Source organism: Acetivibrio saccincola, from assembly GCF_002844395.1.
In the GTDB taxonomy this organism is placed as follows: domain Bacteria; phylum Bacillota; class Clostridia; order Acetivibrionales; family Acetivibrionaceae; genus Herbivorax; species Herbivorax saccincola.
In genome coordinates, this window is sequence record NZ_CP025197.1 from 2,048,500 (window position 1) to 2,075,479 (window position 26,980).

24 protein-coding genes, 2 tRNA genes and 1 other RNA gene are annotated in these 26,980 nt (G+C 33.2%); 4 read left to right on the forward strand and 23 right to left on the reverse strand.

Features of this window, described 5'->3' with window-relative positions; translation table 11 throughout:
* Window positions 1-150 precede the first annotated feature (150 nt).
* The 5 genes from purB to HVS_RS09190 form a co-directional block, all read right to left on the reverse strand.
* Window positions 151-1,578 carry an adenylosuccinate lyase gene (gene purB, locus HVS_RS09170; RefSeq protein WP_101301510.1) on the reverse strand — a complete coding sequence of 476 codons (1,428 nt, stop codon included), beginning with the start codon at window positions 1,576-1,578 and terminating at the stop codon, window positions 151-153.
* Window positions 1,579-1,794: 216 nt separating this feature from the next.
* Entirely contained in the window at window positions 1,795-2,982 is a 1,188-nt protein-coding gene (locus HVS_RS09175; protein WP_101301515.1) for a pyridoxal phosphate-dependent aminotransferase, read from the reverse strand.
* A 793-nt stretch (window positions 2,983-3,775) separates the two neighbouring features.
* Window positions 3,776-4,705, reverse strand: coding sequence for a dipeptidase (locus HVS_RS09180; protein ID WP_101301517.1), 930 nt, complete (start codon window positions 4,703-4,705; stop codon window positions 3,776-3,778).
* Between the two features lie 120 nt (window positions 4,706-4,825).
* A complete protein-coding gene (locus HVS_RS09185) occupies window positions 4,826-5,092 on the reverse strand; it encodes an ATP-binding protein (protein ID WP_101301519.1) in 267 nt (88 codons plus the stop codon).
* A complete protein-coding gene (locus HVS_RS09190) occupies window positions 5,082-6,011 on the reverse strand; it encodes a Mu transposase domain-containing protein (protein WP_101301521.1) in 930 nt (309 codons plus the stop codon). The genes HVS_RS09185 and HVS_RS09190 overlap by 11 nt, the downstream gene beginning before the upstream one ends.
* A 310-nt stretch (window positions 6,012-6,321) precedes the next feature.
* Here HVS_RS09190 and HVS_RS09195 point away from each other — a divergent pair, with 310 nt between their 5' ends.
* On the forward strand, window positions 6,322-7,446 hold the full coding sequence (locus HVS_RS09195; RefSeq protein WP_101301523.1) for an AI-2E family transporter: 1,125 nt from the start codon (window positions 6,322-6,324) through the stop codon (window positions 7,444-7,446).
* 12 nt (window positions 7,447-7,458) lie between these two features.
* Here HVS_RS09195 and radC read toward each other — a convergent pair whose 3' ends face one another.
* The 8 genes from radC to HVS_RS09235 form a co-directional block, all read right to left on the reverse strand.
* Complete coding sequence (gene radC, locus HVS_RS09200) at window positions 7,459-8,130, reverse strand: RadC family protein (protein WP_101301526.1); 672 nt, start codon at window positions 8,128-8,130, stop codon at window positions 7,459-7,461.
* Window positions 8,131-8,145: 15 nt separating this feature from the next.
* Entirely contained in the window at window positions 8,146-8,517 is a 372-nt protein-coding gene (locus HVS_RS09205) for a YraN family protein (protein ID WP_101301529.1), read from the reverse strand.
* Entirely contained in the window at window positions 8,514-8,795 is a 282-nt protein-coding gene (locus tag HVS_RS09210; protein WP_101301531.1) for an EscU/YscU/HrcU family type III secretion system export apparatus switch protein, read from the reverse strand. Before HVS_RS09210 ends, HVS_RS09205 begins: the two co-directional genes overlap by 4 nt.
* Window positions 8,796-8,813: 18 nt before the next feature.
* Window positions 8,814-10,367, reverse strand: coding sequence for a flagellar hook-length control protein FliK (fliK, locus tag HVS_RS09215; RefSeq protein WP_101301534.1), 1,554 nt, complete (start codon window positions 10,365-10,367; stop codon window positions 8,814-8,816).
* Between the two features lie 39 nt (window positions 10,368-10,406).
* Window positions 10,407-11,174, reverse strand: a complete 768-nt coding sequence (locus HVS_RS09220) for a ribonuclease HII (RefSeq protein ID WP_101301535.1) — start codon at window positions 11,172-11,174, stop codon at window positions 10,407-10,409.
* A 1-nt stretch (window position 11,175) separates the two neighbouring features.
* A complete protein-coding gene (gene ylqF, locus HVS_RS09225) occupies window positions 11,176-12,039 on the reverse strand; it encodes a ribosome biogenesis GTPase YlqF (protein WP_101301538.1) in 864 nt (287 codons plus the stop codon).
* A gap of 36 nt (window positions 12,040-12,075) precedes the next feature.
* Complete coding sequence (gene lepB / locus HVS_RS09230) at window positions 12,076-12,759, reverse strand: signal peptidase I (protein WP_101301541.1); 684 nt, start codon at window positions 12,757-12,759, stop codon at window positions 12,076-12,078.
* A gap of 637 nt (window positions 12,760-13,396) precedes the next feature.
* Complete coding sequence (locus HVS_RS09235) at window positions 13,397-14,836, reverse strand: ISLre2 family transposase (RefSeq protein WP_235827484.1); 1,440 nt, start codon at window positions 14,834-14,836, stop codon at window positions 13,397-13,399.
* A gap of 278 nt (window positions 14,837-15,114) precedes the next feature.
* Between HVS_RS09235 and rplS the strand changes: the two genes are divergently transcribed.
* Complete coding sequence (gene rplS / locus HVS_RS09240) at window positions 15,115-15,480, forward strand: 50S ribosomal protein L19 (protein ID WP_101301543.1); 366 nt, start codon at window positions 15,115-15,117, stop codon at window positions 15,478-15,480.
* A 500-nt stretch (window positions 15,481-15,980) separates the two neighbouring features.
* Window positions 15,981-17,666, forward strand: coding sequence for a glycoside hydrolase family 9 protein (locus tag HVS_RS09245; RefSeq protein ID WP_101301546.1), 1,686 nt, complete (start codon window positions 15,981-15,983; stop codon window positions 17,664-17,666).
* A gap of 175 nt (window positions 17,667-17,841) precedes the next feature.
* Here the strand turns inward: HVS_RS09245 and rnpB are convergent.
* The 3 genes from rnpB to HVS_RS09260 form a co-directional block, all read right to left on the reverse strand.
* An RNA gene (gene rnpB / locus HVS_RS09250) (RNase P RNA component class A) lies at window positions 17,842-18,218 on the reverse strand.
* A gap of 59 nt (window positions 18,219-18,277) precedes the next feature.
* On the reverse strand, window positions 18,278-19,384 hold the full coding sequence (locus tag HVS_RS09255; RefSeq protein ID WP_101301548.1) for a Nif3-like dinuclear metal center hexameric protein: 1,107 nt from the start codon (window positions 19,382-19,384) through the stop codon (window positions 18,278-18,280).
* A 17-nt stretch (window positions 19,385-19,401) separates the two neighbouring features.
* Window positions 19,402-20,091 carry a tRNA (adenine(22)-N(1))-methyltransferase gene (locus tag HVS_RS09260; RefSeq protein ID WP_101301550.1) on the reverse strand — a complete coding sequence of 230 codons (690 nt, stop codon included), beginning with the start codon at window positions 20,089-20,091 and terminating at the stop codon, window positions 19,402-19,404.
* Window positions 20,092-20,241: 150 nt separating this feature from the next.
* On the opposite strand from HVS_RS09260, the gene HVS_RS09265 reads away from it, so the two are divergent.
* The gene (locus tag HVS_RS09265; protein WP_101301552.1) at window positions 20,242-20,424 is read left to right on the forward strand and encodes a hypothetical protein; all 183 of its coding nucleotides are present in this window, start codon (window positions 20,242-20,244) and stop codon (window positions 20,422-20,424) included.
* A gap of 32 nt (window positions 20,425-20,456) precedes the next feature.
* Here HVS_RS09265 and HVS_RS09270 read toward each other — a convergent pair.
* The 7 genes from HVS_RS09270 to HVS_RS09300 form a co-directional block, all read right to left on the reverse strand.
* A tRNA-Ile gene (locus tag HVS_RS09270) sits at window positions 20,457-20,533 on the reverse strand.
* 3 nt (window positions 20,534-20,536) lie between these two features.
* Window positions 20,537-20,612: transfer RNA gene (locus tag HVS_RS09275), tRNA-Asn, on the reverse strand.
* Window positions 20,613-20,778: 166 nt separating this feature from the next.
* Entirely contained in the window at window positions 20,779-21,003 is a 225-nt protein-coding gene (locus HVS_RS09280; protein ID WP_101304195.1) for a ferritin family protein, read from the reverse strand.
* A 535-nt stretch (window positions 21,004-21,538) separates the two neighbouring features.
* Window positions 21,539-22,618: an RNA polymerase sigma factor RpoD gene (rpoD, locus tag HVS_RS09285; protein ID WP_101301554.1), complete on the reverse strand. Its 1,080-nt coding sequence runs from the start codon at window positions 22,616-22,618 to the stop codon at window positions 21,539-21,541.
* A 31-nt stretch (window positions 22,619-22,649) separates the two neighbouring features.
* Complete coding sequence (gene dnaG / locus HVS_RS09290; protein ID WP_101301556.1) at window positions 22,650-24,440, reverse strand: DNA primase; 1,791 nt, start codon at window positions 24,438-24,440, stop codon at window positions 22,650-22,652.
* 345 nt (window positions 24,441-24,785) lie between these two features.
* Window positions 24,786-25,781 carry a deoxyguanosinetriphosphate triphosphohydrolase gene (locus HVS_RS09295; RefSeq protein ID WP_101301559.1) on the reverse strand — a complete coding sequence of 332 codons (996 nt, stop codon included), beginning with the start codon at window positions 25,779-25,781 and terminating at the stop codon, window positions 24,786-24,788.
* A 25-nt stretch (window positions 25,782-25,806) separates the two neighbouring features.
* Window positions 25,807-26,841 (reverse strand): HD-GYP domain-containing protein, encoded by a 1,035-nt coding sequence (locus tag HVS_RS09300; protein WP_101301561.1) that lies wholly within the window; start codon window positions 26,839-26,841, stop codon window positions 25,807-25,809.
* Window positions 26,842-26,980 lie beyond the last annotated feature (139 nt).

Here is a 26,980-nt window from a genome sequence, read left to right on the forward strand (position 1 = left end):
ACTTAAAATTACTTCCCACCCCATTCATACGACAAATCATCATTACATCTTATCTAATTTTACTACATAAACATTGAAATTTCAACAATATATGCGCTATTTGATACATACTATTCAGATGATTTTTTAAGCTTTTATATAAAATATCCTCTATACTTTTAAATCAATTTCCGAAGCAGCTTTTTCACTATTTTTAAGAACAGGTTTTACATGGAATTCTATAAATTCTTCCACCTGCTCTTTAGACCTGCCAATATAGTTTTTAGGGTCTAACACCTGATTTAATTTGGTGATATCAAGTCCAAAAGCTTCATCTTTCGCAATTCTCTCTATAAGATCGTTTTCATTTCCCTTTTCTTTTACTTCCCTTGCTGCTTCCATAGAATAAACCCTTATTTTCTCATGGAGTTCCTGCCTGTCCCCCCCTGCCTTAACAGCTTCCATTAATATATTCTCAGTTGCCATAAAGGGAAGTTCTGCCTGCACATGTTTTTCAATAACCTTTGGATATACCACCAAACCGCTGGCTATATTTATATATAGGTTTAAAATAGCATCCACTGCTAAAAACCCTTCAGGTATGCTTATCCGTCTGTTGGCAGAGTCATCAAGAGATCTTTCAAACCACTGGGTGGAAGCGGTGATGGCAGGATTTAGGGCATTAACCACCACATATCTTGCTAAGGCTGAAATCCTCTCTGACCTTACCGGGTTTCTCTTGTATGCCATAGCCGACGAACCAATTTGTTTTTTCTCAAAGGGCTCTTCAATTTCCTTTAAGCTCTGTAAAAGCCTTAAGTCATTGCTGAATTTATATGCACTTTGGGCAATGCCGGAAAGCACATTTAAAACCCTTGAATCAAGTTTTCTTGTATAAGTCTGCCCGGACACTGCAAATACACTTTTAAAGCCCATTTTCTCAGGTATGAGCATATCAAGTTTTTTAACCTTTTCATGGTCACCTTCAAAAAGTTTTAAAAAACTTGCCTGGGTACCTGTGGTACCTTTTGAACCTAAAAGTTTCATATTTGAAAGAACATAGTCTAAATCTTCTAAATCAATTAACAAATCCTGAATCCAAAGACATGCCCTTTTCCCAACTGTAACCAGCTGTGCCGGCTGAAAGTGTGTAAAGCCTAGTGTTGGCATATCTTTGTATTTTAATGCAAACTCTGCCAGTTTTTCAATGGTGGTTACAAGCTTTTTTCTAATTAATTTTAAACCTTCAGTCATAATGACAATATCTGTATTGTCACCAACATAACAGGATGTCGCTCCTAAATGAATAATTCTTTTTGCATTAGGACACTGCTCCCCGTATGCATGAATATGAGCCATAACATCATGGCGGAATTCTTTTTCTTTTTGTTCTGCCACTTGATAATTTATATCATCTTTGTATTTTTTTAGTTCCTCAATTTGTTCATCCGTTATATCGAGACCAAGCTCTTTTTGAGCTTCTGCAAGAGCTATCCAAAACCTTCTCCATGTTTTAAATTTCATGTCAGGAGAAAATAATTCCTGCATTTCTTTGCTTGCATACCTGGTATTTAAGGGATTTTCATATGTATTTTTCAAATTTTCCAACCTCCAAAAATCTTTTATCTTTTAACTTTTACTAAAAATTAACTAAAAATTTTTCTAACTTTATGATACCCAAAAACAATTATACATTGTTATTTACTTTAAATCCAGCCATTATGACAAAAAAATACGGGATTATAAAAACATATCCCGTCTAAGCTATTTATAAATATGAGATTGAAATTTAAATGCCAATCTCAATAAATTATATTACTCATTTAAAAATTTTTCAATTCTATTTAAACCTTCCGCTATGTTTTCAAAGGAAGTTGCATAGGAAAGCCTTACATGAATATCCGTTCCAAAACCGGAGCCTGGAACTAAAGCAACATTTGCCTTTTCTAAAAGAACATTTGCAAAAACGTCCGAGTCTGTAATTTTAACTCCTTTAATTTCTTTCCCTATTAATTTTGAAATATTCATCATAACATAAAAAGCCCCGTTTGGTTTAATACAGGAAAGACCTTCTATTGAGTTTATTCTTTTTACCATATAATCCCTTCTTTTGGCAAACTCAGCAACCATAGCGTCTATTACGCCATTGTCTCCATCCAATGCCACCAATGCTGCCATCTGTGCTATTGTATTGGGATTTGAAGTGAAGTGACTTTGAATATTAGTCATAACACATGCAATCTTTTCATTTGACGCAGTGTATCCTATTCTCCACCCTGTCATGGAATATGATTTTGAAACCCCGTTTACCAAAATAGTCAAATTCTTTATCTCTTCACTAAAGGATGCTATACTTACATGTTTTAGATTGTCGTATAATAATTTTTCATATATTTCATCAGATATAATGTATATTTTTTTGTCAACGGCTATTTTGGCTATTTCCCTTAGTTCTTCCTCTGTATATATCATTCCTGTAGGGTTGCTGGGGCTATTTATTATAATAGCCTTTGTCTTTTCCGTAACAGCATTTAAAAATTTGTCAACAGAAGGCTTGAAACCTTCTTCTTCTGTGGCTTTTAACATGACGGGTATCCCGTCTGCCATTTTAATCATTTCCGGGTAGCTCACCCAGCAGGGGCAGGGTACAATAACCTCGTCACCCGGATTACATATGGCTTGAAAAATATTAGCAAGAGAATGCTTTGCTCCGTTGCTTATAACGATATTTTCCGGTTTGTACTCAAGTCCGTTGTCTCTTTTTAATTTCCTGCATACCGCTTCTTTAAGCTCTGACATTCCCGAGGCAGGAGTGTATTTTGTATACCCTTCATTTATTGCTTTTATTGCAGCTTCTTTAATATGCATTGGTGTATCAAAATCTGGCTCTCCTGCTCCAAATCCTATCACATCCACTCCTTCCAGTCTCATTTTTTTAGCCTTTGCATCAATAACAAGAGTGGAAGACGGGCTGATTGAAAGTGCCCTTCTTGAAAGTTCCATTTACAATCCTCCAAAATCATTTTATGTCCCACATTTTTTATTTTACAGCTATTTTATGCTTAGCACACTTATTTCTAAATATGTTGCATAAAAATAATTTTTTTCTATCTACAATTTTAATTTTAATATAATATATTTTATTTTGCAAGATAATGATATTTAAAATGCAAAATTATCTGATAATTTATATCTATGCATTAAAAAGCTTTATATAAATAGCATTTAAGAATGTTATTTTTTTAACTATCTTAAAAGAAATACAGCATTTATAATTATTCATTTAAAATGCAAGACAAATTGTTTTTCGTTTCAAATTATTTTTTTAATTTTTTTAAAATTTTAATGTATATTTTCTTTTATACCGGCAATAATATTAGTACAAGGGTTCGTGATGGTTGAACCAAGAGTTCTATAAGGTTTTATGAGCTTTGTAGAATTCGGCCAAAGATTAATATCAGGTTTCGTCCGGTGAGTTGACGCTAAAGCTTGGTGTTAGTCGGCGGAAAGAGCTGTATATGTCTATATTTAGATAGATGTATCCAGTTCGAGTTAAGATTATTACAGGAGCAATCAGAACTAATTTGAGTATTTGTATGAAGTATTATACCTTGTATTTTAATGCAGTATTAATATGAAGTATCAACTACTCAAAGTGTTTTGTATAGGCTTTATAAAGGCTGTTTGTTCTTGTAATAGTCGAGCAAAGGTTACTTATTGACTTTCTCTTAAAAGGGTAGTTGATATTTAGCCGGAGCGAAGATCATCACGGGCTCTTTTATTATTTAAAGCACTTCTACAATACTTCTCTTATCACCCTTAAAAAATTTTTTCCCAAAAACTTTTCCACATCTTCATTGGAATAATTAAGCTTTAAAAGCTCATCTGCTATTTTATAAATATCTTCAACTCCGTTTATACCCTCCGGAAGAAAGTCAACACCGTCAAAATCCGCCCCTAAACCTATGTGGTCAAATCCTGTCAAATCCCCTATATATTCAATATGTTTAATGACATCCTTTAAACTTGCATCTTTATCACTTATAAATTCAGCACATAAATTTATTCCTATTACACCCCCGTTATTTTTTATGGCCATTATCTGTTCATCACTAAGGTTTCTGATATGCTGGCATATTTTTTTTGCATTTGAATGAGACGCGATAACAGGCTTTTGACTTAATTCCATTACATCCCAAAATCCTTTTTCAGATATGTGGGACAAATCAATAAGCATTCCTAAAGAATTCATCTCTTTTATAACCTCTTTTCCAAATGAAGTAAGTCCACCCCCTGTTTCTGATTCCAAAACCCCGTCTGCTATTTCATTTCTATAGTTCCAGGTAAGGCATAAGCTGCGCACCCCAAGTCTGTAGAAGATCCTTAGCATTCCAACATCTCCTTGAAGTGCTTCACCACCTTCAATTGAAAGTACTGCGGCAATTTTCTCTTCTTTAAAAGCTCTTTTAATTTCGCTGTAATTACAACATAATGTTATGTGGTCTTTATACCTTTCTACTTCTTTATAAAATACATCAATTATTTCTAACGCCCTTTTTAATGTATTTGGATAAAGGCATTTATCTGTAAAGGCTGCAAAAAACTGAACAAAATTTTTGTATTTTTTTAACCTCTGTATATCCACATGATGTTTATTTTCATAAAGGTTTGAGTTTGTTTCCATTATTTTAGTTATTGTATCGCAGTGGGAATCTACTATAACCATATAAACACATCCTTTAAATATACTTATATATCTTATTAATATACTAATGCGTATTCCGGATTATCCGGACGGCAGTTCCGGAAACATCCGGACATTAAACCGGATTATCCGGACACCTTGTCATTTAGTTTGTATAGTCTTTTTATCTATCTTCCGTTCCGCAGTATAGTCTATATCCTCAATGCATGCATTAATACTAAAAGATGCTTTATGTATATATCTTTTAATCCTGGAGTTTTTTCTTGACTCCCATTCTTTTTCAACCATAATACCGAACCTTTCCTCAAAAGACAACTCCCTTAAAGCCGGATCTGAATCACTCAGTAGTTGGGCCATAACTTTAAGTTTCATATCTCTTAGTTTTTCTATAGTTGGGTTAATTAGCATATATACCACCTCCTGAGTAAGCACTGCTTCCTCTTACATTTTCATGCCGAATAATTGTATCATTCTGCTTCTTTGTGGAATTCTTGACGACTTGCTTAAGGATAATATTGAAATATTTGAAGGAAAAAACATTTTTATCTATAGCCTCTTTGCTGGCAGTTTCTATTATTTCAACAGAACAACTTTTAGCAAGTCTCATAATTCCCATACAAGTTCGATAACACTGAACAGGATAATCACTGCTTTCAAGAATCTTTTTGATTAGTTCCCGGGTATAAGGACCGTTTTTTTCTGCCCATGACAGAAAACGCTCAGAACTCCATGCATAAACAGCTTTATGCTCTTCGGGCATATGTTCCTCTAATGTTTTATAGCGATTAGATTTATCATAGTTTCTGGTGTGTACCGCTATTCTTTCATTCCCTATATATACTTCTATAGTTTTTGATGATGCCCTAATCCAACATTTATGATTCGCATAGGAGTAATGAACACTGTAGAAAAATCCTTTGTACTCAACATGATAATTAAATGCAACTCTTGTTTCTACCCAGTCGCAATATTCGTATTTTGTTGCCGGCAATGGCTGCAGACAGGGTTTATCTATCTTTTTAAAAGCCGTCTTTCTGTTACCCTCCATTTTCTGAAATGGTCTGTTGATAAACTTCTCCAGTTCCTCTTCCATATCAGGCTCTGGAACGATTTTTCTATTATTTGTAGGTGGGTATAGCATTGACATTAACTGTTTATCACTAAGTTGGATTGGCCATGTTATATTTGCTTTTTCTGCTCTTTTAAGAATCTCTGACACTGTTGTTTTACCACAATTACAAGCTTGACCAATTTCTCTTAGAGATAGTCCTACTTCATGCTTAAGTCTTAAAATTTCTCTTGCTTTTAACATATCCAGCCTCCTCATCGATTGGCCCCCTTTAATCATTCTGATTAAAGAGTACCTATATTTTAGTAAATCGACAAGGTGTCCGGATGTACCGTTATGCTGTCCGGATAATTCCGAAACGACGTCCGGATGCTGCCGGAATCAGTGTCCGGATGTACCCGAAATATGCAACTTAACTTATATATCTTAAAAACATATTATCATATTTTTAAAATGAAATCTTTTTTTAGAGCAAAATCTTTTCATTGCACCTGTTATTTCTATGTGATATAATTTATTTGATTTATTTTTCTGTCTTTTCATTTTATGAAAAAGGAGTTGTCTGTTGTTGCTATTTAAAGGTAAAAAAATACCTCACTCAGATTATATCCCTATTATAATTATTGGATTATTACTCTATAAATTAATAAATAACCCTTCTATTGTTTTATCAGAAATGAAAGGTATTTTAAAATACATAACATCCCTCTTTGCTTATATAATCTGGGGATTTGCAATTGCGTACTTTTTAAATCCGCTAATGGTTTTATTGGAAAAAAAACTTAAAATCCGAAGAATTTTTAGCATTTCAATTATATATGTGGTTTTTATAGCCACATTAGGAATTTTAATAACATTTATCACCCCTGCTATAACCAGCAGTGTAAAACAACTTGCCAACGATATTCCGGATTACATAGAAACCACTGAAGCAAAAATAAATGAAACCATTGAAAAATTAAAAAGTTATGACAAATACGGTGTTGAAACTTATATAAAAAATAATTTAGAAAGATTTTCTTCTAAAATTAATAATTTTGTGAATGTGCCTGTAAATTTTTTACTTACGAGTACAATAAGCCTTACATCTTATATTTTGAAATTTTTAATAGGGCTGATTATTTCCATATATATTTTAGCTGATAAAGAAAAAATAATTAAGGGTGCCAAAAAATTAACATATGCATTGTTAAATAAGAAAACTGCCTTTAACCTCATTTCCGATTTAAAAAAATCAAATTATATTTTTTCAAAATACATGTTTGGAAAAGCTTTAGACTCACTTATCATAGGCATACTATGCCTTATACTGCTATCTGTTTTCAGGGTGAAATTTGCGCTTTTATTCAGCTTAATTGTCGGGGTAACCAATATGATTCCATATGTAGGACCTTTTGTAGGTGCCATTCCTGCAGTAGTTGTAACTTTGTTCATTAATCCTATTCAGGCCATATGGGTGGCAATAATAATATTTTTACTCCAGCAATTTGACGGGTGGTACTTAGGACCTAAAATCATCGGGGATCAAGTAGGCGTAAGCCCTCTCCTTATAATAACTGCCATAATTGTGGGAGGAGGAATGTTTGGGGCTTCTGGTATGTTTTTAGGAGTACCGGTGTTCACTGTAATTAAAGCATTTGTTGATGAATATGTAGAAAAGAAACTTAAAGCTAAAGGCTTCAGCTTTGACTGAACATGTCTTAATCTAAATGCTCAAAAGACCTCTTTCTGCAAAGCTTACATACTTTTCACCGCACACTATTATGTGGTCAACTACTTTTATTGAAATGGACTCTAATGCATTTTTTATCACTTTAGTAGCTTCAACATCCCCTCTTGAGGGGTTAAGGCTCCCACCCGGATGGTTGTGGGCAAGTATCACACTGTTGGCTTTATGTCTTAAAGCTGTCTCAACTATAATTCTCGGGTAAATTGGCGCTTCATTTATTGTCCCTTCATGGACTAATGCTGCATAGTTTACCCTGTTTTGTGCATCAAGGCAAATTACATAAAATACTTCATATGTTCTTCCTGCAAAAAGTGAAACGGCATAGTTACCTGCCTTTGAAGAGCTGTTTAGCTGAGGCTTGTCCCTCCACCTGTCATTAAGATACCTTCTTGAAAGCTGTGGAATCATTGAGATTAAAAAAGCCGAGTTTTCTCCTATACCATTTACCTCCATCAAATCCTTTATATCAGCTTCAAAAACCCCTGAAAGGGAACCAAATCTCTTTAAAAGCCTATGGGCTATTTCATTTGTATCCCTTCTTGGAATGGAAAAAAACAAAAGAAGTTCTAAAACCTGATGTGGCTCAAAACTATCTAATCCCTCTTCTAAAAACCTCTTTTTAAGCCTCTTCCTGTGTCCCGTATGCAAAACAAATCACCTCTTTTAAAAGGCATTTTTAATTAAATTTATTTCCTTTAAATGAATTTTGTCCTGATTTTTTTCTATATATATTTCAACAACATCAAACCTTATGGATTTGTCGTGCATATTATGTCTATTAATGTATATTTGTGCAAGTTTTTTGATGTTTTCCCGTTTCCTAAAATTTACTGATTCCCTTGGAAGTCCGTATTTTAAGGTACTTCTGGTCTTAACCTCAACAAAGCAGATACTGTCGTTTTCCCAGGAAATTATGTCAATTTCACCTAGTCTTTTGTATCTAAAGTTTTTTTCTATAATTTTATAGTTGTTTTTTTCAAGAAACTCTGCCGCTATCTCCTCTCCAATTGTGCCTATTTCCCTATTATTAATCATTTTCCCTCTCCGTATTTTTCGTCTAAGGATTTAATAAAAGCAAATATTCCTGCTACAACTTCATATAGCTCCGGCGGTATTTCATCACCAATGTTAAAAGTGTTTAAAGTTGTGGCAAGCTCTTCATCTTCATATATATGAACATTGTTTTCCTTTGCTTTTTCAATGATTTTCTCTGCTACCTCTCCCTTTCCTAGTGCTATTATTTCCGGTGCCTCATTTTTGTCAGGAGAGTATTTTAACGCTGCAACCTGCTTTATTTTTTTCTTTTTGTCCATTATTAAAAATCACCCTTTTTACACTCTTAAGTCAAAATTTTGTCTTCTTTCCCTATGTTCTTCTATATTATTTATATTTAATATATTAACTTTTTCTTCAATTAGGCGGTACTTTATATCAATTATCCTGTATCCTTTTTCTAAAAGGATATTATAAAGGCTCATGTAATTTTTTTTAATAAAATCAATTACGTCCCTACTCTCTGCCTTTATATTTATACTTACGTTTTTCTTTTTTATGTTTACCAATGAGTCCACCTGTCCTAAGTTTACGGTATCTAAGGATATAAATAAACTAATGTCATCTGTATTGATGTTTTTTTTGCCTGGCTTTTTCTTTAATATGTAGAGCTCCCCTGTATGGCTTTTATTAAAAACATTAAGGGGAATCTGGATGTACACAGCATTATTATTAAGTTCATTTAAAAATCTCAGATTACTTTGCAAATTTTCAATATTTCTAAAAATCTCACCTTTATTAGAAAAACCTGCCTGTTCTAAAGCCTGTTTAATCAGCTGGGTTTTCCGGTATATTTCTTTATAGGTGTTCTTGATGCTTATATCTTTATCATCAGAATCATTTATATTAATAAAAAATTTATTAAAAATTTTCTCTAAAATTTCTTTTTTGTCATTTTCTTTTAATGCTTCATTGCTGCTTTTAACTGTAAATTTTTTTATAAAATTTATCTTTTCAAAAGTACTTTTTATAAACTTTTCTATACTTTCTTTTTCAATATCCAAATAAGCTTTGTCTAAGCCGCTTTCTTTTAAAAGCTCTGTAAATTTTTCATGCTCCTCAAATCTAATATTGTCTCCTTTTAATTTTACGAATTCTACGAATTTTTCTTTTAAAATATTTTGAGTTTCAGGGGAAAAACCACTGCTTTTAAGTTCTTTGCCAAACTCTTCTAAAATTAAAGGGGAAGGTAAAGCATCTTTTTTTACCTCCCCATTTAAAAAACTTTTCAGCAATTCATTAGCTTTTTCATCTTCAATAGCCATAAGATTATTTAGAAGTTTATTTAACTCATCGCCTATTTTATATTTTTCTTCTAGAATTTGATTTAGACAAGATATGTTTTCTTCTAATGGAAGTATATTTTTAGAAAGAAGAAATACAGCCTTTTCTATTGATATATTTTTGTATGCTTTAATAGTATCCATTACTTTGTTGAAAAACTCTTTTTCTAAAGGCATTTCATTTTTTATAATTTCCCTTGCAATTTCCATGCTTTTTTTGTCAGGCTTTACGCCAATATCCATAAGCAAATTTTTTATTTCATTTTCTAATTGAACACTCTTTTCACCATCAGTCTTTATGGTTTCTAGAAAAATCTTATCACCTGAAATATCCTTTACTATAAGCTCTACCTGTTCACCTTTTTTTGCACTGACAGGACTCATAAGTGCAGCAGTTATTATATTCCCGTCAGGTAATTTAAGGGATATCTTATGTGCTGAAATTTCAACAACCTTTGCCCTTACAACATCTCCTTTATTAAGCCTTAAAAGCATATCCGGCTTAAAATGTACATTCAGCTGTTCTAAAGAAAACTCCGTTATTTTCAATGTTTATCCCTCACTAATTTACCCAGTAAATAAAGAAATTTACAAAATAATTTTTTTAGTAAAGCTTATTCTATGTATCGGACAAATACCATATTTCTTTATAGCATTAATATGTTCTTTTGTACCATACCCTTTATGATTTAAAAAACCGTACTGGGGATATTTTTTATCCATCTCCTCCATTAACCTGTCCCTAGTAACTTTTGCAATTATAGAAGCAGCAGCAATGGATATGCTGAGGGCATCACCCTTTACTATGGAGATTTGTTCCATTTCCTGTTCTTCTAATTTTTCAGCATCGACAAATAAAATATCCGGACGTACTTTTAGATTTTTCACAGCCAAAACCATAGCTTTTTTAGCTGCATTCAGTATATTTATTTTGTCAATTTCATTTTGATCCACCATTCCAATTCCAATATCCAAAGCTTCTTTTTTTATAACTTCAAAGAGCTCTTCCCTCTTTTTTTCACTGAGTTTTTTTGAATCATTAAGGCCTTTTATAAAAATATCCTTTGGAAGTATAACCGCCGCCCCCACAACTGGACCTGCCAAAGGCCCCCTTCCTGCCTCATCTATACCTGCTACAAGAGAAAGTCCTTTTTTATAAGCTTCCCTTTCATATTCACACATTTTTTCATATCTTAGCATTTCTAAGCGTTCTTTTTCCTTTTTCTTTTCATATTTTTCAATTAATTTTAAAACTTTATCCCCGCATTCATCTTTTAATAAATACAGCTTTTCTAACGCTTCATCTAAGCTTAAACCTCTTATTGACTCTTCAATTGCCTTTATTGTATATTTCATTTCACACCTCTTTAATATCTTCTGGTTTTTCTAAGGATATTTTTCCTATTTTTGCACTTCTAAATTCATCCAACACTATGGCTGATATTCTCATCATATCAATTTCCCCTCCGGATGCGATACATCCTCTATTTTTACCTGCTTCTTCCAAGATTTCAAAACCGGTTTTATTTTCAATTGAATCTAATTTATATCTTTTTATTATGTGCTCAGGATAACTTTCAGAAAGTATCTCAAATAAATTTGATGCTAGCTCAACAATGTCTAAAATTTCATCTTTTATTGCACCTGTTATGGCAAGATTTATCCCAACTCTCCTGTCTTCAAATTTAGGCCAGAGAATGCCCGGGGTATCTAATAGCTGGATTTCATTACTTACATTTATCCACTGCTTCCCCCTGGTTACACCGGGCTTGTCTCCGGTTGCAGCACTTCCCCTGCCTGCAATTTTGTTTATAAGGGATGACTTTCCCACATTGGGTATCCCTACAATCATGGCTTTTACCGGTCTGAATATTCTCCCCCGCTGCCTATCCCTTTCAATTCTCTCCTTTAAAAGGTCTCTCATTTTGTTTTTAAGCTGTTTTATACCTGTTCCGTCAATGGAATTTACAAAAATACTGGTATAACCCTTTGAGTTATACCATTTTTTCCAGCTTTCAGAAATTTCTTTATCAGCGAGATCGCATTTATTTAGAACTATTATTTTTGGCTTGTTTTTGGTTATATTATCGATTTCAGGATTTTTGCTGCTAACAGGTATCCTGGCATCTAAAATTTCAACAACCACATCCACCATTTTTAAATTCTCCGAAAGCAATCTTCTGGTTTTATTCATATGCCCCGGAAACCACTGTATATTCAATGTCTTCATCCTCCATAATTAGTCTTTTGTTTGAATTTACTCTAAATTATCATAAACTCCTCCAAACTCACTTATGGGATAGAGTCTGAACATCACTTTTCCCTTTATCCTTTCCAATTCTATAAATCCCAATTGCCTGCTGTCTTCACTATTTTCCCTGTTATCACCTAAGAGTAAAAATGTATCAGGCGGAACTATTTGCGGAAAGGGAACGCTCTTTTGGTTGGTAAAGCCTTTTGCATATGGCTCATTTAATAAAACACCGTTTATATATACATGTCCTCCCCTTATATCAACATGTTCCCCCGGCAGACCTATCACCCTTTTAACATAGTTCTCTTCATTTTTGGGCGGAAACAAAAGAGTCAAAAAGGGGAAATATTCGCTGTACGGCAAATAATCCCAATCCCCTTTTTTAAATTGCATTATTACTATATCGCCTCTTTTAGGTTCTGAATATATATATCCTAATTTATTTACAAATAGAATCTGGCTGTCAAAAAGAGAATCCTCCATGGACTGACCTCTTACAACTACCCATTCAAAAGCAAAGTTTCTTAAAATAAGTGCTATAATTATAGCCATAACTATAACAACACACCAATTGACAAATTCTTTTAAGTAGTTTGGCTTGGATAATCTCAGGTTAATTCCATATTTTTCTTCTAGTTTTTGTTTTTGAATTTTATCTAAATTTAAAGGATCCTTATTATACTCCATATCGCCTTAAGTCCTTACTGTAATTTAATTTAATTTATTATTTATATTTTTTATTTTTATTTTAATCTTTTATTCTTATTTTATTATTATATCACTCTTTTTTCATTATTAAAAGTGCCTTAAATTTTTCGATAGCGTCAATTTATTGTAGGAAAAAGAAAAGTAGATGGCATCCCATTTTTTATTTGTGCAACTATTTCAAATAACGGTCTCTTAGTAACGAAAGTGTTTTACATCATTTTGAGCCTTATTTTCTTTTATAATTCCTCTAACTTATTGTCTATTATACCATATAACTCTTTCTTTCTATAAAGAATTCATTTTACTCAATACTTGTGACAAATTAGTACGTTTTGTTATCTATGTTCCTTCACATTTTAACGCTACTTTTAAAAGAAAAAAGTATTTCTATTGTACCATTTTCCATTTTGTCAAGGCTAAAACAAGCGGGCAAAGCCCGGCCTTGACAAGTAGTAGGGCTCCGCGGGTCATGGTACTAAAGTTTTGCTTTTTTCTTTTCTTTTTCTTTTTTTATGTTTTTTCTTTTTTTTGTCTTTTTTCCAGATATGTATAATTCCTATTGGATAGGCTTACTTGTAAACTTTCCCGTAATTTTTGCTTTATTATTACCTCATCCCTATCCGCATATACCTATAATACGCCTTAATTCTTTATATAAACCAGTTTTACACCCCTTATGAATAACAGTTAAATTACTATTCCATACACTCTCATACCTGTTTGATGACTTCTTTAATTCCTTAATTAATTTTTCCTGAATTTCTTGCCTACTAGATGCTAACTTTTTTTGTTTTTGTGCCATAACTATGTCATATACCTTACCGCCATTCTTCTTGTATATTATTAGCTTTGACATCTTTTCTACACCTTTTCTCGACCAGCCTTTAGGTCTTGAACTTAAACGGGATGAAAATACATGACTCACATGACCTTCAGCACTACAACCCACTATTCCTCTGTTTGACCTTATTTCTATACCATCCCAATTATTTAAAATATATCGCTTTGCATTTTTTATAGCCTTTATTTTATTTTCATTATCGCCTGTCTTTTCAATTATCTTTTTAAAAACCTTTGTTAGCATTTTTTTATCAGATAAATTCAAAGCCTCCTGTAAATCTTGGCTTATTGCTTCATCATTTAAATGTGTGGTCGCAACTCTTACGTATTTTTGAAGATGGTATCTATCAAGTACAAATTTACTTTTTGAAAGACAGTTAACTCCTTGCCTTATCCATGACGCCCCATCTCCTGATATATACACCGTCTCTAAAAAATCAACGTCATATTGTTTATATATGTATTCCGATACTTCAAGCCACAAATCTTCTGAATTCTTATACACTCCCCCAAAATATCGAACATTCTTTAATACTTTTCTCTTCTTATTACTTTTTTCAAAGTCAATTCCCTCATGCACATATACAAGTTTTGGCATAATTGTATTTCTCTTGCCCTTCTCATTCTGTCTCAATATACTTTTTTGTTGTAATGCTACATGGTCCTCATCGGCCTCAACATACAATATTTTTACTTCTCTCTTTTTATCTACTTTTATTTCAGGCTCAACTATTTCAATATTATGTATTTTATTCATCACTGCTTGTTTGCTGATTTCATCAATATATGTCGCCTTTTCTCCTGCCTTTCTGTAGCTGCTGTCAGCTGCTTCATCTATTGCATTAATTACAACATCGGCACTTACTCTGTCATGTGGTTCTACACCTACAATCCTGTCGACTAGGTGTTGTCTATTACCATTTTCCTTATGCTTAAAATATGTCCTGTTATAACTTAGTGTTCCAAATGTCGTTAAAATAGCTGTTTTATCTTTTCTTATAATTTCCCAATACTGTTTCCTTATTTCACAGTTACGGAAATATTCATCCATATCTTCAAGCACTTCTTTAAGTATATCGCGTCCAAGTTTAAATAAATCTTCTTTTAGACCAAGAACAAGATCAGCTAAGTCTTTTCCTTCTTCAATAAAATTTTTTATCTTTTTTTCAATTCTTTTTACCCCAAATTCATTAAAATGTTGTATACTATTATACATAGAAGATGTCATCCTTTCTATTTATTATTTTTGCTTAATTAATATCTTAACAGGATGTCATCTTCTTTTCAATTATATATGGTATTTTATGTCTCATTCCCTACAATAACTTTACGCTAACAATTTTTCTTCCCGTTTATATACTTAAATTAGAAAGAATTCTTGAAAAATATGTTTACAATAAAATAAACCTATGGTATAATAGGTGACTGTGTGGAATACGGACGGTCCGCTGTTATAGAATACAAGAACGTCTAGGAAGGAAGGAGGATGACAATATGGATGTAATCAGAGCTATTGAGCAGGAACAGTTAAAAACTGACTTAACTAATTTTGATGTGGGGGATCACGTCAAAGTACATGTTAAAATCAAAGAGGGAAATAGAGAGAGAATACAGATTTTTGAAGGAACTGTAATTGCAAGAAGAGGTTCAGGAATAAAAGAAACATTTACAGTTAGAAGAGTTACTTACGGTGTAGGCGTAGAAAGAGTGTTTCCTGTACATTCTCCAAGAGTTGAACGTGTTGAAGTTGTAAGAAAAGGTAAAGTCAGAAGAGCAAAATTATTCTATCTGCGTAATAGAGTTGGTAAAGCTGCTAAAGTAAAAACAAAACTAGTTAGAAAAACTGAAGGGACTGAATAACAGTCCCTTTTTGTTTTATTCATAATTTTTTTTAAATGTTGTTTAACAGGGCATCAGGGGTTTTTCCTATTACTTTTACATAGACAAAATCAAGGCAATTAATATGGATTTTGTCTCATACATATAGACGCTTACATCTTCCGGAAAAAGTGATGTCAATAAGTTTGAGAAATAGCAATTAATTTTATTCTAGATTGAATTATCATCTGAAGTATATTACACATAATACCTATACCAGCCAAAAGCAGCAATACTGAAATTACACAAAAAACTCCCTGTATCAGGTTTTTTGAAAATAACAACTGCTCCAGTTGTTTTAAATGTTATATTTGAAGTTTTTACTGTAATTTAGTATAATTATAATAGATTTAGCAATTCAACATACCTTATTTTTCACCATTACGTGTTAGAAAGCTTCAGTTCATTTTAAATACTCCGCTTATAAAATTGAAATTAAAATTTTATTAATTATTTTTATTTTTGTATAGGGAGGAATTTATATGAAAAAATTTTGTGTGAAGTTTACTATTTTGGTAATGTTATTTACACTACTATTTAAAACCTTTTATGTGTCTGCCAAAGAAAATTTTGATTATTCCACTGCACTAAAGTATTCCATTTACTTTTATGATGCAAATAAGTGCGGTCCAAATGCCGGGGATGACAACTATTTTGACTGGAGAGGACCTTGCCACACCACCGATGGGAGCGAAATAGGAATAGACCTTACAGGAGGCTTCCACGATGCGGGGGACCACGTTAAATTTGGTCTGCCACAGGCATACTCTGCATCTATATTAGGATGGGCATTATATGAGTACAAAGATGTATTTGACTATACAGGAAACACTGATAAAATGCTTTCCACATTAAAATATTTCACCGATTACCTTCTAAAATGCTACCCCAAATCCGGAACTTTCTATCATCAGGTAGGTGATGGGGATTTAGACCATACATACTGGGGTGCTCCTGAGGAGCAAACAGGTCCCAGACCGGTTCCTTATGTTGTTGATAAAGCCAATCCGGGATCAGATGTTTTAGGACTTACATCTGCTGCTTTATCTAAGATGTATTTAAATTACAAAGACATTGATCCAAAATATGCAAATGAATGCTTAAGGGTGGCAAAGGAACTTTATGAAATGGGTAAGGAAAATCCCGGTAAGTATCAGTTAACTGCCTTTTATGCTTCCCACTCTTTTTGGGATGATTTGGCATGGGCTGCTACCTGGCTGTATGTTATAGAAAAAGACAGTTCATATCTTGCAGAAATAGACAACTATCTTTCCCACAATACTTTTTTAGGAGAATCCCCTTTTAAAAACAAATGGACAATGTGTTGGGATGATATGTACATGGCGGTATTTTGTAAGTTATCGGAATTGACAGGGGAACAAAAATACATAGATGCTATGGAGTATAATTTGGACTATTGGATGAACACAATTACAACAACTCCTGACGGCCTTAAATATTTAGACGTCTGGGGTGCATTAAGATATGCATCTGCTGAAGCTATGCTTGCCATGCTGTACTACGAACAGACAAAAGACCCTGCATTAAAAGAATTTGCTAAATCCCAGATAGATTATGCACTGGGAAATAATAAAAATAATATGTCATACCTTATAGGTTTTGGTTCAAACTATCCCAAACACCCACACCACAGGGCTGCAAACGGCTATACTTACGCAGGTGGAGAAAATGCAAATCCTGCAAAGCACCTTCTTGTAGGGGCATTGGTGGGCGGTCCTGATTCACAGGGGAATTTTGTTGACGATGTAAACCTCTTTCAACATACTGAAGTAGCAATTGACTACAATGCTGCTTTTGTCGGTGCTACAGCTGCTGTAATAAAACACTACGGTGACTTTATCCCACCCCAACCTACTTCCTCACCTAAGCCTACCCCTGACCCTGATTTAATCTGGCATGACATAGGGGATGTAAATCTTGACGGCATTATTAATACCTTGGATTTAGCTTTAATGCAAAGATATGTATTGGAGATTATAGATAAACTTCCTTATGAAGATGTTGAAAATCTTAAAATTCCTATAGCAGATGTCAACGGGGACGGGGTTATAAATTCTACTGACTATATGTTAATGCAAAGATATGTATTAGAGGTTATATCTGAATTCCCGGTAAAATACGATATTTACGGCAATAAACTAAATTAATTCTAGTTTTAACTAACTTCCGACCTAGTATATTACCGGGCATTCAAATAAAATAAATATGAAAGGTCTTGATTGTAAGTAAATAAATGCAATAATAAATTATATTAGTTTCGCTAAAACAAAAGGAGCTGTAGAAAAATTTCTAACCTTTTTCTATAGCTCCTTTTTTATATTTTCATTGAGTAAGTCTATAAGCCGGGTTCTGTATTCGATAGTCATCTATCTAGGCCTTACATTTCTGTAAAGCTCAAGCCACCTGCCTGAGACTGGCGGGCCACCATATGTCTCTTATACGGTGTTGCTCCAGATGGGGTTTACATAGCCGGCAAGTCGCCATGCCGCTGGTGAGCTCTTACCTCACCTTTCCACCCTTACCTTATTTGGAAGTAAGAAGTTAGAAGCTTCCCATCTCCAATAAGGCGGTATCTTTCTGTTGCACTTTCCTTGAAGTCGCCTTCACCGGGAGTTACCCGGCATCCTGCCCTGTGGAGCCCGGACTTTCCTCATGTACGGCCTTTCGGCACTTGTACACGCGACTATCTGACTTACTCAAAAATAATAAACCTCTTTTTTATCAGTACTCTTAATTGTATATTTTTTTAAAAACAATGTCAATAAGTTATAAATGGTTCTTCTTCCACACTATTGCTAAATACATCTAAATTTTTAAACTTATCACTTAATATATTAACCAATTTAGGAACAATAATTCTTTCTGTATTAAAATGGCCTGCATCAATAACACACATGCCCATTTCAGCTATTTCCACGGCGGTATGGTATTTAACATCCCCGGTTACTAAAATATCCGCCTTAGATAAAACATCCTTAATACAGCTTTCATCGAAACTACCGCAAAATACTGCAACTTTTTCTATTTTTTTGTCTGCACTTCCTATTACACGCACACTTTTTGCATTTAGCTTTTCTTTCACAGTGGCTATAAAATCATCTAAAGTAACCGGAGTTTTAAGAACTCCTACCTTTCCTAAACCGTACACCTTTCCCTCCATATTAAGGGGATATACATCATATGCCACTTCTTCATAAGGATGAGATTTAATCATCTCATCTATTACTGCATGAAGTTTTTCCTGAGGAACTACTGTTTCAAGTCTTATTTCATCTACAAATTCAAGTTTTCCTTTAGAGCCTATGTATGGATTTGTTCCTTCTAGCGGTCTGAATGTCCCTGTACCCTTTATCATAAATGAACAGTCACTGTAATTGCCTATCCATCCTGCCCCTGCCCTGCTCATTGCATCCCTTACATTATCTATGTTTTCCTCCGGTACAAAAACCACCACTTTATAAAGCTTTAGTGTCCTATGTCTTTTTAAATTCTCCAATTCACTAAGACCTAAAACTTCAGCAAGATGCTCATTAACACCCCCGTCAGCCACATCTAAATTTGTATGGGCACTGTACACGGCAATATCATTTCTTATCAGGTTATATATAATTCTGCCCTTTACATCATCGTAATTTATCCTTTTCAGCCCTTTAAATATAAGCGGATGGTGGGATACAATTAAATCTGTATTTTTTTCTACAGCCTCTTCTACAACCTTTGAAGTAACATCAAGACAAACCATTACACGCTTTATATCCTTTTCTTTCCTGCCTATAATAAGCCCTGAATTGTCATAGTCTTCTGCAAGGCTTTTTGGGGCAATGTTCTCTATATATTTTATAATTTCTGAAAGCTTTACGGACATTTAAAATCCAACTCCCTTCATATTGTTGTAATAGCTTTTCGGTACTTCTCTCTAAGATTAATATACTCTTTTCTCTTATTAGAATCTTTTTCCTTCATATTTTCCATTTGGCTTATAATTTTGTCAAGCTGGTTAATTTTATTTTGAATATGTATTTTTAGCAAAGGATCTTTATTTTCAAACAGCTTTTCCCCAATATAGTAGTATAAAATATCCTTACTTAGGATTTTCCCCGTCCATCTTGCAGCAATAACATCATATATCTTATTCTCTTCCCTCACCAGTTTTTCATCATAAACTTCAAAACCATTACTGCATAGCCACTCATGAAGTACTTCAACGGCAGTCATAGGCTGGAGTATTAACGCATTGGCTTTTTTTGCTTTATCTATGCCCCTTTCTAAAATATCTTTTATAATTACGCCTCCCATACCTGCAATTATTATTACATCCACTTCATGGTCTTCTATGGTGTCAAGCCCGTTTCCTACCCTGGTTTCAATATTTGCTGAAAGTCCGTATTCCTCTATATTTGCTTTTGCAATATTTATGGGGCCGGGTCTTATGTCAGATGCAATTGCCCTTTTACATTTTTTATTATTCACTAAATAAATTGGTATATATGCATGATCTGTTCCAATATCACTGACAATATTACACTCAGGCACCATGTGGCTAATTAATTTCAGGCGGCCTGGTAACTCCATTTCTAAATTTCCCCTTCCGTTTTTTATATATTTCTTATTTTATAATGGTTTTTTAATGTTTTTTGTATAATTTTTTTAGAATAACAGCGCAAATAATAGTATACACTAAAATAACTGCAAAAAACAAACAAGAAAAAGGGAGAATGTTTAATGATTCAAAATTTTAGGGTATTAAATATAAAAGACACTGAAAGTCCTGTAGAATCATTGATAATATGTAAAAACCCCATTGCAAACAGTTTCGGTACATTAAATTTTAATATACCTTCATCCATTGTATCAAAAGAACAAGAAAACAATGATATTTTTGATATGCTTCCGAAAAAAAAATAAGAAGTCTTTCTGATAAGACTTCTTATTTTCTGTGGTGGGCCTTCAGGGACTCGAACCCCGGACCTACCGGTTATGAGCCGGTTGCTCTAACCAACTGAGCTAAAAGCCCTTGTGGCTCCTCAAGTAGGACTCGAACCTACGACCCTGCGGTTAACAGCCGCATGCTCTACCGACTGAGCTATTGAGGAACGCCTTTTTGTTAACGCCTCACATGAGGCACAAGTATTATTATACATGGCTACTCATAACAGGTCAAGAATAGTTTTAAGTGCATTATTTAAATTTACCTTGCTATTTCATCATTTTTTATAAATATACTTCATTTTTCATGCCAATGCTAAATTTTAAAAAAATTTAATTTACATTTTCCGAATTTTTATTTTTATATTCTAAGAGCAATTCCCTAAGTTCTGATGCATGCTTTCCTTCTTGCTCTGCAAATCTTTTAAAAACCTCTTTTATTTTTTCATCTTCAATTCTCTTTGAATACATTTCATAATCCCTTACAAGCTCCATAGAATTCTCCCAGGCTCTTAACAATCTGTCGTATGTGGTATACTCCACTGCATTATTATTCATATGTTCATTATTATTCATATGATGTTCATTATTATTCATATATTCCATTTATCACCATCTCCTACCCTATATTGTACTATGTCCTTAGTTTTGCAATAGTTTTTTAAATTATTCATTCTAGAAATCGGAAGTTGTTTTTAGATTTCGAGCCATTTTTATGTAGTTCATCTAAAAGGATAAATTTATTCACAAATAATAGTATTTTTTGTCCAACATGCTATAAAATTTTACGAATGGTGTTTAAGCATGTTGAACACAAGTTTAAATTTTTACCCTAAAATATATTGATTTTTATTGCTATATGTTTTATTATACAACTAGTATATTTATTATACTCCCCTAGATCCCGTAGTTTAGCCTATATTGCTAAATGTACGGGATGCTTTTTATCCATTATGAACAGTATTTAGACAAACAGACAAATAGTTGGTTTTATAATTAAACCTTCTGTTTGTCTGTTTGTCTATTTATATGTTTGTCTATAAAAGACTCTTCAATAAATTAAGTAGACAAAAAACCCGATATAAACCGAGTTTTAATCTAAATAATCTTTTAATTTTTTACTTCTGCTTGGATGCCTTAATTTTCTCAATGCCTTAGCTTCTATTTGTCGTATACGCTCCCTGGTTACATTAAATTCTTTACCAACTTCTTCAAGAGTTCTCGCCCTTCCATCGTCAAGACCAAACCTTAACCTTAAAACTTTTTCCTCCCTTGGTGTCAATGTATCTAAAACATCTATAAGCTGTTCTTTTAAAAGTGTAAATGCTGCTGCATCTGCTGGTGCAGGAACATCATCATCAGGGATGAAATCCCCTAAGTGGCTGTCTTCTTCTTCTCCTATAGGAGTTTCTAAAGATACAGGCTCCTGGGAAATCTTCATAATATCCCGGACTTTCTCCACAGGCATATTCATTTCCCTTGCAATTTCCTCCGGCTGAGGTTCTTTCCCCAGCTCCTGCAGAAGCTGCCTTGATACCCTTATAAGCTTATTTATTGTCTCAACCATATGAACAGGTATCCTTATGGTCCTTGCCTGGTCTGCAATAGCCCTTGTAATTGCCTGTCTTATCCACCATGTTGCATATGTGCTGAATTTATATCCCTTCCTGTAATCAAATTTTTCAACAGCTTTTATAAGTCCTAAATTCCCCTCCTGTATCAAATCTAAAAACAGCATACCTCTTCCTACATATCTCTTAGCTATACTTACAACAAGCCTTAAATTTGCCTCTGCAAGCTTCCTTTTGGCCTCTTCATCCCCTTGTTCCATCCTTTTGGCCAGCTCAATTTCTTCTTCAGCACTTAGAAGAGGCACTTTTCCTATCTCCTTCAAATACATCCTGACAGGGTCATCTATACTCACACCCTCCGGCACACTAAGGTCAAGTTCCTCTTCTGTCAATTGAATGTCTTCAAGTTCCTCTTCAATATCACCTACCACATCTATACCCAAATTTTCCAATGTCTCATAAATCTTTTCTATTTGCTCAGACCCCAACTCTGTTTCCTCAAAAGCATCCATTATTTCTTTGTAAGTCAACATTCCTTTTTGTTTGCCTTTTTCAATCAAATCATATAAAATTGCTTTTTTAACATCATTATTGGGTTTCACTTACTGCCCCTCCGTTCATTAAAATGTACCTCTATATACTCTTCTTTTTGTATAATATTTGTTGTAGTTCCAGCTTCATATTTCTAACTTCTTCAGCTGTCTTATCTTTTGAATTAGAAATTACATTCAAGATTTCTCTTTCTCTTTTTGTTAGTTTGAATAATTCCATTTTTTTAATTATATCCAATATTGCCTTTTTATTATCCTCAAAATTGCATTCCTCCTGTAATAACCTTGTAAATATATTTGAATTTTTATTATCAGCTAAATTTATAAGTTCTGCAGGTACCAGTCCTTTATTGCTATTAAGCCTTTCAAAAACTGCTTTTGCTATCCTTCTGTTGTCTTCATCTTCAAAGCTTTCCGGTGAAATTTTATCTTTAACCAAATTAAACAGCGAGTTGTCAATACTAATAAGGGATAGCAAAATCCTTTCATTTTTTATAGCCCTTTGATATTCATCTTTGCCTTTGTCTTTTTCAAACCTGCTTTTAGTATTAATATTAGTGACAACTGCTCTAAAACCCTTTTTAGGTTTTATTCTTTTTAAAACTTCTGCATATATTGATTCCTGGCTAATCTCATATTCCTTTGCTATTTTTTTAATGTACATTTCCCTTTCTATGTCATTGTCCAGTTTAGAAAGGACATCTGCAGTTTTGTTTAAAAAAATAATTTTCCCTTCTGTATTATTTGTATCAATTTCACTTTTTAAAGCTTTTATTTTATATTCAACCAATGAAAGCGATTTATTTATCAAACTATTAAAGGCATCTGCCCCATATTTTTTAACAAACTCATCAGGGTCTTCCCCTTCTGGCATTTCTAATACCTTTACATTGCACCCGATGCTGTCTAATATATCAAGTCCTCTTATGGTTGCTGCCTTTCCTGCTGTATCAGCATCAAATGAAATAATAATTTCTTCAGTGTATTTTTTTAGCAGCCTTCCCTGACTTTCAGTCAGAGCAGTTCCTAAGGATGCAACAGTATTTATTATACCAAACTGAAAAAGAGATATTACATCCATATAGCCTTCAACTACTATTATTCTCTTGTGGGATGAATTTTTGGCAAAATTAAGGCCATATAAATGCTTTCTCTTGTTATAAACCATTGTTTCCGGAGAATTCATATACTTAGGCTCTGAGTTATCCAAAACCCTTCCACCAAACCCTAATACATTTCCTCTCAAATCGAAAATAGGAAATATAATTCTCCCCCTAAACCTGTCATAATAACCACCACTTTTATTCTTTAAAACCAGTCCGCTTTCTAAAAGAATATCATCATCATAGCCTTTGGCTTTTAAATGCTTATATAATGCATCCCAATCTTTTAGAGAATACCCTATTCCGAATTTCCTTACCGTCCTTCTCTTTATTCCCCTTGATGCTAAGTATTCTCTTGCAAAACTGTTTTTTTCATCTTCTATTTGTTCATAAAAAAATCTTGCTGCTTCCACATTGATTTTTAAAATTTGTTTTTTCTTTCTTGCTATTTCTTTATACTTCTCATCTTCACCTTCCGGCAGCAGTATTCCTGCTTTATCTGCCAAAAACTTTACCGCTTCAATATAATCAAGATTTTCAACTCCCATTACAAACTGAATAACACTCCCCCCATTGCCGCAACCAAAACAATAGTACAATTGTTTTACAGGGTCAACGTGAAATGACGGGGTTTTTTCACTGTGAAAAGGACAAAGACCAAAGAATCCCTTTCCTTTTCTTTTCAGTTGTATATACTCACCAACAACACTTATAATGTCATTGCTGATTCTTATTTCTTCAATCAATTCATCCGGATAAAATCTCTGCATTTTTTAATTCCTAAAAACACAACTCCTTTTATCAATTTTTTATTGATATTTTTAGCAACAATAAGTATTTGTTCGACATAATTTTTAATAATCCTTCTTTTATTCGTCAAAATTATTTAATTTATTTCATTACTAATTTAATTTATTTTATCTCCTCATGGAATTTATAACTCAAGTATAATTCTACATAAAAATCAAATTTCCTTCTAAAATAAAACAAATAATTTTATAAACCCATTTCACCTGTGTTTTTTAAGTACAAAATCACAAAAATATTCTTTCACATTTCTTGCCAGTTTATACATTTAGAAAATCCACTTTATTTTTATTTGAATCGCCTATTAATTAATGCCATGACTCCGGTATAAAAATTTCATGGAATTTTTTCACTGCATATCTGTCTGTCATTCCCGCTATATAGTCGCACACCACCCTGTCAATAGAAGAGGTTTCAAGTTTTTTTGCAATTTCTTTTGGTAAATATTCAGGCTTATTCTTTAAATAGTTATAAAGCTCCTTTATTATATTTTTCGCTTTATCTTCTTCTTTTTTGGCCTTTGAACCTATATAAACATTTTTAAACATAAATTTTCTCATTTCATTTGTTGCTTCTTGAAATTCCTTATCCATTTTTATAATGTTGGAATTTTTACTCTCTCTAATAATATTTGTAATCATATTGTTTATTCTTTGGCTGGATGTTTCTCCCAAAACCTTCACACACTCTTTAGGAAGGCATTCCTCACTAATTACTCCTCCCCTAATTGCATCATCAATGTCGTGATTAATATAGGCAATCCTGTCAGCAAATCTTATTATCTGCCCCTCTAAAGTTTGTGGTAAGGTGTCCCCGGTGTGATTTTTTATACCGTCCCTCACTTCCCAGGTAAGATTTAAACCGTTCTTTCTTTCTAAAACATCCACCACCCTGAGGCTCTGCTCATTGTGCTTAAAACCAAAGGGGCAAATATCATTTAAAACCGTTTCACCTGCATGCCCAAAGGGCGTATGTCCTAAATCATGACCTAATGCAATTGCTTCTGTAAGGTCTTCATTTAATCTAAGGCTTCTTGCTATAGTTCTTGCAATTTGTGAAACTTCCAATGTGTGGGTAAGTCTTGTCCTGTAATGGTCACCCTCAGGGGAAATAAAAACCTGTGTTTTATGTTTTAGCCTTCTAAATGCTTTTGAGTATATGATCCTGTCCTTATCCCTTTGAAAACAAGTCCTTACTTCACACTGGGGCTCCGGAAATTTTCTCCCTTTAGATTTAGAGCTAAGGGAAGCATAAGGTGAAAGTATTTTTTCTTCAATTAGCTCATATTCCTGCCGAATTGACATATCTGTCACCCCTTAAAAATAAGCTTTAAAGTAAATGCTTTATCTTCACATGTTTTTCAACCGTCAAATCTAAATATTTATCATCAACTTTTATTATTGGTTTTGATACATGTCTAGGATTAATGTGTACAATTTCACCTATCTTACCATTATCTAGCATAACTAAATCCCCTATATAGTAGGAAGCTATATTATTTAAAAAAGTAAAAACAACTTCTACACTCAACTGGCTTAAAGTCTTTTCTTCCATCAGTTCAAATACTTCAAAAGGACTTTCCCGTTCTTTATAAACCCTTTCAGAGGTCATGGCATCATAAATATCTGCAACGGCAATAATTTTTGCAAAATCGTGAATGCGGTCAGATTTTGCTCCTATAGGATAACCGCTTCCATCTTCTCTTTCATGGTGCATTAGTACGGCAAGGCAAATATCCATACTGACATTTCTTTTTTCTTCAAGCATCCTATAGCCATATGTTGAGTGTTTTTTCATTTCCTCATACTCTGCTTCAGTCAATTTTCCCGGCTTATTAAGTATTTCAGGAGGTACCTTTGTTTTTCCTATATCGTGGAGCAGGGCTGCCTGGACAAGCATTTGAAGTTTTTTACCTTCATAGCCTGACCACTTGCCTATAAGCATTGACAGCATCGCCACATTCATACTATGTGTATATATATATTCATCTGAACTTTTTATTTGATTTAAACACCTAATTAAATCCATTTTTTCATCTGACATGTCAATAACAGAATCAACAACTTTCTCTACCTTTTCCATATTTACATCTTTATCAATTATAATTTCCGATATAATGTTTTTTACTTCATAAATACCTTGGTTATAGTTTCTTTGGAAAACTTCTTTTACTTTTGTCACAGGTTTATTAGTTTCTTCAAAGACTTTAATTTTTGAAATGTTCTGGTTTTGAAGTTTTTTAATTAAATGTTCATCTAATACTGTATTTTCCATAATAATTACAGAGCCAAAATCGTTTAATACCGTTTCGGCTATTCTCATATTTGGCACTAAATCGCATATACTGACTTCTTTTTTTAACATATCATCACCTGTTTTTTTATTTTACTATATTTAAAATATCGGGTCATGTCATTACATAAAATTAGTGATTTAAACTAGTGATTTATAAGTGCCGATTTACTTTTTGCAGTTAATTAATTAATTAAATTATATCATATTT

Coding starts and splice junctions, on each gene's coding strand:
- HVS_RS09175 (WP_101301515.1), bottom strand. CDS start 2,982: ATGGAACTTTCAAGAAGGGCACTTTCAATCAGCCCGTCTTCCACTCTT.
- HVS_RS09180 (WP_101301517.1), bottom strand. CDS start 4,705: ATGGTTATAGTAGATTCCCACTGCGATACAATAACTAAAATAATGGAA.
- HVS_RS09185 (WP_101301519.1), bottom strand. CDS start 5,092: ATGCTAATTAACCCAACTATAGAAAAACTAAGAGATATGAAACTTAAA.
- HVS_RS09190 (WP_101301521.1), bottom strand. CDS start 6,011: ATGAGGAGGCTGGATATGTTAAAAGCAAGAGAAATTTTAAGACTTAAG.
- HVS_RS09205 (WP_101301529.1), bottom strand. CDS start 8,517: ATGATTAATAATAGGGAAATAGGCACAATTGGAGAGGAGATAGCGGCA.
- HVS_RS09210 (WP_101301531.1), bottom strand. CDS start 8,795: ATGGACAAAAAGAAAAAAATAAAGCAGGTTGCAGCGTTAAAATACTCT.
- HVS_RS09220 (WP_101301535.1), bottom strand. CDS start 11,174: ATGAAATATACAATAAAGGCAATTGAAGAGTCAATAAGAGGTTTAAGC.
- lepB (WP_101301541.1), bottom strand. CDS start 12,759: ATGGAGTATAATAAGGATCCTTTAAATTTAGATAAAATTCAAAAACAA.
- HVS_RS09235 (WP_235827484.1), bottom strand. CDS start 14,836: ATGTATAATAGTATACAACATTTTAATGAATTTGGGGTAAAAAGAATT.
- rplS (WP_101301543.1), top strand. CDS start 15,115: ATGGATGTAATCAGAGCTATTGAGCAGGAACAGTTAAAAACTGACTTA.
- HVS_RS09245 (WP_101301546.1), top strand. CDS start 15,981: ATGAAAAAATTTTGTGTGAAGTTTACTATTTTGGTAATGTTATTTACA.
- HVS_RS09255 (WP_101301548.1), bottom strand. CDS start 19,384: ATGTCCGTAAAGCTTTCAGAAATTATAAAATATATAGAGAACATTGCC.
- HVS_RS09260 (WP_101301550.1), bottom strand. CDS start 20,091: ATGGAGTTACCAGGCCGCCTGAAATTAATTAGCCACATGGTGCCTGAG.
- HVS_RS09265 (WP_101301552.1), top strand. CDS start 20,242: ATGATTCAAAATTTTAGGGTATTAAATATAAAAGACACTGAAAGTCCT.
- HVS_RS09280 (WP_101304195.1), bottom strand. CDS start 21,003: ATGAATAATAATGCAGTGGAGTATACCACATACGACAGATTGTTAAGA.
- dnaG (WP_101301556.1), bottom strand. CDS start 24,440: ATGCAGAGATTTTATCCGGATGAATTGATTGAAGAAATAAGAATCAGC.
- HVS_RS09295 (WP_101301559.1), bottom strand. CDS start 25,781: ATGTCAATTCGGCAGGAATATGAGCTAATTGAAGAAAAAATACTTTCA.
- HVS_RS09300 (WP_101301561.1), bottom strand. CDS start 26,841: ATGTTAAAAAAAGAAGTCAGTATATGCGATTTAGTGCCAAATATGAGA.